This is a genomic window from Kitasatospora sp. NPDC004745 (assembly GCF_042873275.1).
GTDB lineage: Bacteria > Actinomycetota > Actinomycetes > Streptomycetales > Streptomycetaceae > Kitasatospora.
Genome location: NZ_JBIALK010000026.1, coordinates 129157 through 138736 on the forward strand (window position 1 = coordinate 129157; position 9580 = coordinate 138736).

Genomic DNA, 9580 nt, shown 5'->3' on the forward strand with positions numbered 1-9580 from the left:
GTCGGACGGGTCGCGCCGCCGCGGTCCGCGCAGGCGCCCCGGGGCTGTCACGGCCCTCGCATAGGCTTCCGGTGTGGACGAACCGGACCTCTTCACCGCCGCCGCCGAGGAACGCCAGGCCAGGGAGCCCGGGCGGGCCCCGCTGGCCGTGCGGATGCGCCCGCGCACGCTGGACGAGGTGGCCGGGCAGCGGCAGCTGCTGAAACCCGGCTCGCCGCTGCGCCGGCTGGTCGGGGGCTCGCGCGGGCCGGCCGCCACCAGCTCGGTGATCCTCTGGGGCCCGCCCGGGACGGGCAAGACCACCCTGGCGCACGTGATCAGCCAGGCCGTGGAGGGCCGCTTCGTCGAGCTGTCCGCGATCACCGCCGGGGTCAAGGAGGTCCGCGCGGTGATCGACGGCGCCCGGCGGGCGGTCGGCATGTCCGGCCGGGAGACGGTGCTGTTCCTGGACGAGATCCACCGCTTCTCCAAGGCGCAGCAGGACTCGCTGCTGCCCGCCGTGGAGAACCGCTGGGTCACCCTGATCGCCGCGACCACCGAGAACCCCTACTTCTCGGTGATCTCCCCGCTGCTGTCGCGCTCGCTGCTGCTCACCCTGGAGTCGCTCACCGACGAGGACGTCCGCGCCCTGCTGCGCCGGGCGGTGGCCGACGAGCGCGGCCTGGAGGGCGCCCTGGAGCTCACCGGGGAGGCCGAGGACCACCTGGTCCGGCTGGCCGGCGGGGACGCCCGGCGGGCGCTGACCACCCTGGAGGCGGCCGCCGGGGCGGCGCTGGAGAAGGGCGAGCCGAGCATCACGCTGGCCACCACGGAGACGGCCGTGAACCAGGCGGCGGTGCGCTACGACAAGGACGGCGACCAGCACTACGACGTGGCGAGCGCGCTGATCAAGTCGATCCGGGGCAGTGACGTGGACGCCACGCTGCACTACCTGGCCCGGATGATCGAGGCGGGGGAGGACCCGCGCTTCATCGCCCGCCGGCTGATGATCTCCGCCAGCGAGGACGTCGGCCTGGCGGATCCGACGGCCCTGCAGACGGCGGTCGCGGCCGCCCAGGCGGTGGCCCTGATCGGCTTCCCGGAGGCGCGGATCATCCTCTCCCAGGCGGCGATCGCGCTGGCGCTGGCGCCCAAGTCCAACGCCGCCTACCTGGCGATCGACGCGGCGCTGGCGGACGTCCGGCAGGGCCTGGCGGGGGCCGTCCCGCCGCACCTGCGGGACGCGCACTACGGGGGCGCGGGCAAGCTGGGCCACGGGCGGGGCTACCAGTACCCGCACGACCTGCCGGAGGGCATCGCGGCCCAGCAGTACGCGCCGGACGCGGTGCACGGCAAGGAGTACTACCGGCCGACCCGCCGCGGCGGCGAGGCCCGCTACGCGGACGTGGTGGAGTGGACGCGGGGGCGGCTGCGGGGGGAGTGAGCCCCGCCGGGGGGCGGGTGATCGGCCTCCCGGGCTGCCGGTATACTCGATCGGAGTGCCATGTCCCGGGACGGCGGCGGGGGAGACCCCACCGACCGGCCGCACCAGCGGGGCAGTGGCCGTAGGCCTCCTCCGGGAGGTCCGCACCAGGAGCGTCGCGCACCGTTATCGGTGTCGCGGGCGGCCGGACACCCGGCCGGCCCGTGTGACAAGCACTTCCGTGCCCGGCTCCGGAGAGCGGCTGATCGCGTCCGCGCAGGCGGCGTGGTTTTCTCCGGGTCGCGACGTGCGACCTCCGTCAACACCTGGTGAAGCCGTATTCGTAAGCAAGGAAGGTTTGGTTCATGGCGAACCAGAAGCGCCCCAAGGTCAAGATCGCGCGTGCGCTCGGCGTGCCGCTGACCCCGAAGTCCGTCAAGTACTTCGAGGCCCGCCCGTACCCGCCCGGCCAGCACGGCCGTGGTCGCAAGCAGAACTCGGACTACAAGGTCCGTCTGCTCGAGAAGCAGCGTCTGCGCGCCCAGTACGACCTGAGCGAGAAGCAGATGGCGCGCGCGTTCGACCGCGCGAAGAAGGCCGAGGGCAAGACCGGTGAGGCGCTCGTCGCCGAGCTGGAGACCCGCCTCGACGCCCTGGTCCTGCGTTCGGGCATCGCCCGCACCATCTACCAGGCCCGTCAGATGGTCGTCCACGGCCACATCGAGGTCAACGGCGGCAAGGTCAACAAGCCGTCGTACCAGATGAAGCCGGGCTTCGTGGTGACCGTCCGCGAGCGCAGCAAGGAGAAGGTCCCGTTCCAGGTCGCCCGTGAGGGTGGCTACGCGGGCGAGGGCCAGACCCCGAAGTACCTCGAGGTCAACCTGAAGGCCCTGGCCTTCCGCCTGGACCGTGCGCCGCAGCGCAAGGAGGTCCCGGTGATCTGTGACGAGCAGCTGGTCGTCGAGTACTACTCGCGCTGACCCGCGGCGGTTCCGCTCCGGCGGTACCACAGCGAGCCCCCGTCGCCTTTCGAGGCGGCGGGGGCTCGTCCCTTTTCCGGGGGGTGTCCCCGGTGTCCCCGGGATGCCCCCGGGGCCGGGTCGGCAGCGGCTCTCAGAGGTCCTCGCCGGTCATCGCGGCGGCCATCCGCAGGTGCGGGCGGGCCTCCGCGGCGCGGCCGCGGCGCTCCAGGGTGCGGCCGAGCATCAGCCGGGCGTAGGCCTCGGCCGGGTCGGCGTCGAGGATCCGGCGCAGCTCCTCCTCGGCGCGGCCGAGCTGGGCGGAGTGGTAGTAGCTGCGGGCCAGCAGCAGCCGGACGGAGAGGTTGCCCGGCTCCTCGGCCAGCACGCCCTCCAGCAGGCGGGCGGCGTCGGTGTACGCCTTGGACTCGAAGTGGAACGTCGCGAGGCGGTACTCGTCGGCGGTGGTGGTCACGGCCACGGTGGGCTCCTTCCGGGTGGTTCCTCGCCCCCTCCAGCAATGGACAAGTTTCAACTATTCCGCACCGGCGAGGGCGCCGGCGCGGGTGGCACCGAGCAGGGCCCGGGGCCGGGCTCAGGCCCGTCCGCAGAGCCCCCGCCGCCCAGCGCCCGGGAGACCGCCGCGTCCAGGTCGAGCCGGGCGCCGGCCTCGTAGCAGTCCTGGTACTCCTGCTCGGTGAGCCCGGCCCTGGCCCGCTCCGCGCACTCCTGGTGCGGGCCGAAGAAGGACCGCGAGCCCAGGAACGGCAGGCCGACCGTGCGCCAGATCCGGTGCGCCGCGCCCTGCAGCACCCGGGCCTCGCGCAGGTCCCCCGGTTCCCCCGGGCCGCCGGGCTCGGTCTCCAGCAGCGCCAGCAGGTCGATCGCCAGCACGATGCCCAGCAGGTCGTGGAACAGGTGGTTCAGCCGGACGCTCTCCCGGGCCAGCGCACGGGCCGAGCGGACGGCTCCGTCCATCCAGTGCGAGTACGCCATCGCGTACAGCACGTAGGCGTACGCCCACTGCTCGCCGTGCTCCTCGCACAGTTCGCGGGCCTGCCCGAACCACAGCTCGCCGCTCTCCACGTCCCCCTGGAACAGGTAGGCGACGCCCAGCTCGAACATGGCCATCACGACGTTGCTGTTCAGCTCGCCGATCGTCCGGTAGTGCCAGAGCGCCTCCTCGAACAGCTCGGCGGCGCGGTCCGGTTCGTCGCCGATCAGGGCCGCGCAGCCCTGCCGGTGGACGGCGTAGGCGAGCGCCCGGTCGTCGCCGGTGTCCAGGGCCTGGCGGCGGCACTCCTCCAGGGCCGGGCGGGCGGTCGCCAGGTCGCCCTGCAGGGTGGCCATGTAGCCCGTGACCCAGAGGGCCTTGGCGCGGGCCTCGGTGGGTTCGCGGTCCAGGGCGAGCGCGCGGTCCAGCCAGTGCCGGCCCTCGCCGAGGTGGCCGCAGCCGACCCAGTAGAACCAGAGCGTGCCGGCCAGCAGCAGGGCGATCTGCTCCTCGCCGGGCTCGGCCAGGCAGAACTCCAGCGCCGCGCGCAGGTTGGTGTGGGCGAGTTCGGTGCGCTCGGCGGTCTCGGCCTGCCGGGGGCCGAACCACTCGACCTCGCCCCAGGTGGCCACCCCCAGGTACCAGTCCCGGTGGCGGCGCAGCAGCCGCTGCTCCTCGCCGGCGGCGCGCAGCCAGTGCGAGCCGTAGTCGCGCAGGGTGTCCAGCAGCCGGAAGCGGACGCCGAAGCTGCTCTCCTCGCGCAGGACCACGGACTTGGCGACCAGCTCGTCCAGCAGGTCGAGGACGTCCTCGGCGTCCAGGCCGTCCCCGGCGCAGAGGTACTCGGCGGCGTCCAGGTCGAAGCTGCCGGCGAAGACCGAGAGGCGGGCCCAGAGTAAACGTTCCTGCGCCGTGCAGAGCTCGTGACTCCAGCCGATCGTCGTCCGCAGCGTCTGATGCCGGGGCAGCGCCGTCCGGGAGCCCCCGGTGAGCAGCCGGAACCGGTCGTCCAGCCGGGCGGTGATCTGCTCCACCGACAGCGCCCGCAGCCGCCCGGCCGCCAGCTCCACGGCCAGCGGGATGCCGTCCAGCCGCCGGCAGAGCAGCCCCACCGCCTCCGCGTTGGCCGCCGTCACCTCGAAGGACGGCAGCACCGCCCGGGCCCGGTCGGAGAACAGCCGCACCGCGTCCGGCAGCGCGTCCGACCCCACCCGGCCGACCGGCAGCGGCCCCACCGGCAGCGGGGCCAGCGTGTGCAGGTGCTCGCCGCAGGCCCGCAGCGGAGCCCGGCTGGTCGCCAGCACCCGCACGCCCGGCAGCCCCCGCAGCAGCGCCTCCGTCAGCTCCGCGCACGCCGCCACCAGGTGCTCGCAGCCGTCCAGCACCAGCAGCAGGCGCCGGCCGGCCAGCCGCTCGGTGAGGACGTCCATCGGCGGGCGGGCGGTGCCGTCGGTCAGCCGCAGCGCCTCCAGCACGGCGTGGCCGAGCAGCAGCGGGTCCTGCACCGGGGCCACCTCCACCAGCCAGGTGCCGTCCGGGAAGGCGCCGGCCGCCCGGGCCGCGGCCCGCAGCGCCAGCCGGCTCTTGCCCACCCCGCCCGGGCCCGTGACGGTCACCAGCCGGGCGCCCGCCAGCAGCCTCGCCAGCTCCGTCAGCTCCCGCCGCCGCCCGACGAAGCCCGTCACCTCGGCCGGCAGCCGGCCGGGCTCCGGCTCGCGCGGCCACACCCCGGGCTCCCCGGGTTGTGCTCTCCAGTCGCCGGCCAAGCGGTGCTCCCCGTGGTCCCGGCCCGGACCCTCGCGGTCCGGGCCTGCGTCGGGCCGTACGGGCGACGGCCCGCCTGGCAGAACGAGGTGACCGGCCGGTGGGTTACGCGCGGGTTCGCACACCCGACCGGATCGGCGGGCCGGCGTCCCCCGCGGCGGCGGGCGCCGACCCGGTCCGGAAACCGGGCCCGGGCGCGATAGGGTTCCGTTCTGGAGAACAGCAAGGCGAGGGAGCGCGCAAAGGTGTCCGTGGGAGAGCTGGCCGGATTGCTCGTCGCCGTGTTCTGGGCGGTCCTGGTCACCCTGCTCGCCGTGGTGCTGGTCCGCCTCTCGCGGGTGCTGAAGGAGGCCGCCGTCCTGGTCTCCGCGGTCACCGAACAGGCCGTCCCGCTGCTGACCGAGGCCGGTGCCGCCGTGCGCAGCGCCAACGAGCAGCTGGAGCGGGTCGACGAGATCACCGCCAACGTGCAGGACGCCGCCGCCAACGCCAACGCCCTCTCCTCCACCGTCGCCGCCACCCTCGGCGGGCCGCTGGTGAAGGTCGCGGCCTTCAGCTACGGCGTCCGCAAGGCCGTCGCCAAGCAGCAGGGCGGCCAGCCGTCCGTGCCGCTGCAGGGCGGCGAGCGCGAGGAGCTGGCCCGGCTGGTCCGGGCCGAGGTGCGCGCCGCGACGGCGCCCAGGAACGGCCTGCTCTCGCGGGTCCGGCGCGCGGTGAGGGGCTGACGGCATGGTGCGACGCGTCTTCTGGATGGCGGTCGGTGCCGGTGCCACCGTCTGGGCCATGAACAAGGCCAACGAGGCCGTGCAGCGGCTCACCCCGGACAACCTCTCGGGCACCGCGGCCCGCGGTGCGCTGCACCTGGGCGACCTGGCCAAGCAGTTCGCCCAGGACGTGCGGGCCGGCATGGCCGAGCGCGAGGAGCAGCTGCGCGACGACCTCGGACTCCACGGCACCGCCGTCGTCGAGCCCCGGCGCCGCCGAGCGCTCCGGGGCGAGCCGCAGTACCGAGCTATCTCGGCGGCGCCCGGCAGCCCGGCCGCCGCCCTGCCTCCGTCCAGCAGTGCCCGCAAGACCCCCCAAGCCATGGAAGAAACGCCCCGCCGCGCCCTGCCGCCGCGGGGCGGCACCCCGAACCGGAAGGACCACTAATGGAGTCGGCTGAGATCCGCCGCCGCTGGCTGCGCTTCTTCGAGGAGCGCGGCCACACCGTCGTTCCGTCGGCGTCCCTGGTCGCCGACGACCCCACCCTGCTGCTCGTCAACGCCGGCATGGTGCCGTTCAAGCCCTACTTCCTGGGCGAGGTCAAGCCGCAGTTCTCGCGCGCCACCAGCGTCCAGAAGTGCGTGCGCACCCTGGACATCGAGGAGGTCGGGAAGACCACCCGGCACGGCTCCTTCTTCCAGATGTGCGGCAACTTCTCCTTCGGCGACTACTTCAAGGAAGGAGCCATCAAGTTCGCGTGGGACCTGCTCACCACCCCCGTCGCGGACGGTGGCTACGGCCTGGAGAAGGAGAAGCTCTGGATCACCGTCTACAAGGACGACGACGAGGCCGAGCAGATCTGGCGTGACGTCATCGGCGTGCCCGCCGAACGGATCCAGCGCCTCGGCATGAAGGACAACTTCTGGTCGATGGGCGTCCCCGGCCCGTGCGGCCCGTGCTCGGAGATCAACTACGACCGCGGCCCCGCGTACGGCGAGGAGGGCGGCCCGGCCGTCAACGGCGAGCGCTACCTGGAGATCTGGAACCTGGTCTTCATGCAGTACGAGCGCGGCCACGGCGACGGCAAGGACGGCTTCGAGATCCTCGGCGACCTGCCGAGCAAGAACATCGACACCGGCCTCGGCCTGGAGCGCCTCGCCGCCATCCTGCAGGACGTCGACAACCTCTTCGAGATCGACACCAGCCGGATGATCCTCGACCGCGCCGCCGAGCTCACCGGCCACACCTACGGCGCCGACCACAAGTCGGACGTCTCGCTGCGCGTCGTCACCGACCACATCCGCACCGGCCTGATGCTCGTCGGCGACGGCGTCACCCCCGGCAACGAGGGCCGCGGCTACGTGCTGCGCCGCATCCTGCGCCGCGCCATCCGCAACATGCGCCTGCTCGGTGCCACCGGCCCGGTCGCCAAGGACCTGATCGACACCGCGATCAAGGCGATGGCCCCGCAGTACCCGGAGCTGAAGGCCGACCGCAAGCGCATCGAGACGGTCGTCGTCGGTGAGGAGGCGGCCTTCCTGCAGACCCTGAAGGCCGGCACCAGCCTGCTGGACGCCGCGGTCACCGAGACCCGGCAGGCCGGTGGCGCCGTCCTCTCCGGCGACCAGGCCTTCAAGCTGCACGACACCTACGGCTTCCCGATCGACCTCACCCTGGAGATGGCCGAGGAGCAGGGCCTCCAGGTCGACGAGGCCGGCTTCCGGCGCCTGATGCAGGAGCAGCGGGACCGCGCCAAGGCGGACGCCAAGGCGAAGAAGATGGGCCACGCTGACGTCGCCGCGTACCGCGAGGTCGCCGACACCTCCGGCGCCAGCGTCTTCACCGGCTACACCCTCACCGAGGGCGAGGCCACCGTGGTCGGCCTGCTGGTGGACGGCGTCCCGGCGCCGGCCGCCTCCGAGGGCGACGAGGTCGAGATCATCCTCGACCGCACCCCCTTCTACGCCGAGGGCGGCGGCCAGCTCGCCGACCACGGCCGGATCCGGCTGGAGTCCGGCGCGGTGGTGGAGATCCGCGACGTGCAGCAGCCCGTCCCGGGCGTCGTGGTGCACTCCGGCGGCGTGCTGTTCGGCGAGGTCGTGCTCGGCGCCTCGGCGTACGCCACGATCGACGTCGAGCGCCGCCGGGCGATCGCCCGCGCCCACTCGGCCACCCACCTGACCCACCAGGCGCTGCGCGACGCGCTCGGCCCGACGGCCGCCCAGGCCGGCTCCGAGAACGCCCCCGGCCGCTTCCGCTTCGACTTCGGCTCGCCCGCCGCCGTCCCCGGCAGCGTGCTGGTCGACGTCGAGCAGAAGATCAACGACGTGCTGGGCCGCGAGCTCGACGTCACCGCCGAGGTCATGACGATGGACCAGGCCCGCAAGGCCGGCGCCATCGCGATGTTCGGCGAGAAGTACGGCGACGAGGTCCGCGTCGTCACCATCGGCGACTTCTCCAAGGAGCTGTGCGGTGGCACGCACGTCGGCAACACCGCCCAGCTGGGCCTGGTGAAGCTGCTCGGCGAGTCCTCGATCGGCTCCGGCGTGCGCCGGGTGGAGGCGCTGGTCGGCGTCGACGCGTACAAGTTCCTGGCCCGTGAGCACACCGTGGTCGCCCAGCTCACCGAGCTGGTCAAGGGCCGCCCGGAGGAGCTGCCGGAGAAGATCTCCGGCATGCTCGCCAAGCTCAAGGACGCCGAGAAGGAGATCGAGCGCTTCCGCGCCGAGAAGGTGCTGGCCGCCGCGGCGGGCCTGGCCGACTCGGCCGAGGACGTGCACGGCATCGCCGTGGTCGCCGCTCAGGTCGCCGACGGCGTCGGCGCCGACGAGCTGCGCAAGCTCGTCCTGGACGTGCGCGGCCGCCTCGGCGCGCGCCCGGCCGTGGTCGCCGCGTTCACCGTCGCCAACGACCGGCCGCTGACCGTGATCGCCACCAACGAGGACGCCCGCGGCCGCGGCATCAAGGCCGGCGAGCTGGTCCGCGTCGCCGCCAAGACCCTCGGCGGCGGCGGTGGCGGCAAGGACGACGTCGCCCAGGGCGGCGGCTCGAACCCGGCCGCCGTCGGCGAGGCCGTCGCCGCGGTGCGCGCCCTGGTCGCGGAGCGCGCCTCCTGATGGAGTTCGAGGAGAGGCCCTTCCGGCGCGGGCGGCGGATCGCCGTCGACGTCGGTGACGCCCGGATCGGGGTCGCGTCCTGCGACCCCGACGGGGTGCTCGCCACACCCGTGGAGACCGTCCCGGCCGGAGTGAAGTCGCAGGCCAGGATCGCCGCCATCGTCGAGGAGTACGACGCGATGGAGGTGATCGTCGGGCTGCCCCGCTCGCTGAGCGGCAAGGAGGGCCCGGCGGCGGAGAAGGTCCGGGCGTACGCGGCGCGGCTGGCCAACCGGCTCTACCCGGTGCCCGTCCGGCTGGTCGACGAGCGGATGTCGACCGTCACCGCCACCCACGGCTTGCGCGCCTCGGGCGTCAAGGCGAAGAAGGGCCGCTCGGTCGTCGACCAGGCCGCCGCGGTGGTGATCCTGCAGACCGCCCTTGAGTCCGAACGGGTGAGCGGACGCCCGCCCGGTGAGAGCGTCGAGGCGGCGGGCTGACCGGCCTGTTCTAACGTCCCGGTGAGGGGTCCGTGCGGGCGCGGCCGCCCCGCCCCCCCCCGGGGGGTGCGGGGCCCCCCCGGGGGCCCGATCCCAGACCGACCCCGCAGGACACCCGGGGCGGACCCCCCGCCCCCCTGGTGGCCCCGTGCGGGGGGCCC

At 74.0% G+C, this 9580-nt stretch carries 8 protein-coding genes; 6 read left to right on the forward strand and 2 right to left on the reverse strand.

Features of this window, described 5'->3' with window-relative positions:
* Positions 1-73: 73 nt before the first annotated feature.
* Together ACFYUY_RS32375 and rpsD are read left to right on the forward strand one after the other, a co-directional pair.
* Complete coding sequence (locus ACFYUY_RS32375) at positions 74-1423, forward strand: replication-associated recombination protein A (RefSeq protein WP_360208908.1); 1350 nt, start codon at positions 74-76, stop codon at positions 1421-1423.
* Between the two features lie 344 nt (positions 1424-1767).
* Positions 1768-2382, forward strand: coding sequence for a 30S ribosomal protein S4 (gene rpsD, locus ACFYUY_RS32380; protein WP_360208910.1), 615 nt, complete (start codon positions 1768-1770; stop codon positions 2380-2382).
* A gap of 133 nt (positions 2383-2515) precedes the next feature.
* Here the strand turns inward: rpsD and ACFYUY_RS32385 are convergent, their stop codons facing one another.
* Together ACFYUY_RS32385 and ACFYUY_RS32390 are read right to left on the reverse strand one after the other, a co-directional pair.
* The gene (locus tag ACFYUY_RS32385; protein ID WP_387905937.1) at positions 2516-2836 is read right to left on the reverse strand and encodes a tetratricopeptide repeat protein; all 321 of its coding nucleotides are present in this window, start codon (positions 2834-2836) and stop codon (positions 2516-2518) included.
* A gap of 56 nt (positions 2837-2892) precedes the next feature.
* On the reverse strand, positions 2893-5082 hold the full coding sequence (locus tag ACFYUY_RS32390) for an ATP-binding protein (RefSeq protein WP_387905920.1): 2190 nt from the start codon (positions 5080-5082) through the stop codon (positions 2893-2895).
* 282 nt (positions 5083-5364) lie between these two features.
* Between ACFYUY_RS32390 and ACFYUY_RS32395 the strand changes: the two genes are divergently transcribed.
* Genes ACFYUY_RS32395 through ruvX form a run of 4 tightly spaced genes read left to right on the forward strand, consistent with a single transcriptional unit; the run spans position 5365 to position 9419 of the window.
* Positions 5365-5844: a DUF948 domain-containing protein gene (locus ACFYUY_RS32395; RefSeq protein WP_360208918.1), complete on the forward strand. Its 480-nt coding sequence runs from the start codon at positions 5365-5367 to the stop codon at positions 5842-5844.
* 4 nt (positions 5845-5848) lie between these two features.
* Positions 5849-6271, forward strand: a complete 423-nt coding sequence (locus ACFYUY_RS32400; RefSeq protein WP_387905923.1) for a DUF6167 family protein — start codon at positions 5849-5851, stop codon at positions 6269-6271.
* Positions 6271-8940 carry an alanine--tRNA ligase gene (alaS, locus tag ACFYUY_RS32405; RefSeq protein ID WP_387905926.1) on the forward strand — a complete coding sequence of 890 codons (2670 nt, stop codon included), beginning with the start codon at positions 6271-6273 and terminating at the stop codon, positions 8938-8940. Before ACFYUY_RS32400 ends, alaS begins: the two co-directional genes overlap by 1 nt.
* Positions 8940-9419 carry a Holliday junction resolvase RuvX gene (gene ruvX, locus ACFYUY_RS32410; RefSeq protein WP_387905929.1) on the forward strand — a complete coding sequence of 160 codons (480 nt, stop codon included), beginning with the start codon at positions 8940-8942 and terminating at the stop codon, positions 9417-9419. Before alaS ends, ruvX begins: the two co-directional genes overlap by 1 nt.
* Positions 9420-9580 lie beyond the last annotated feature (161 nt).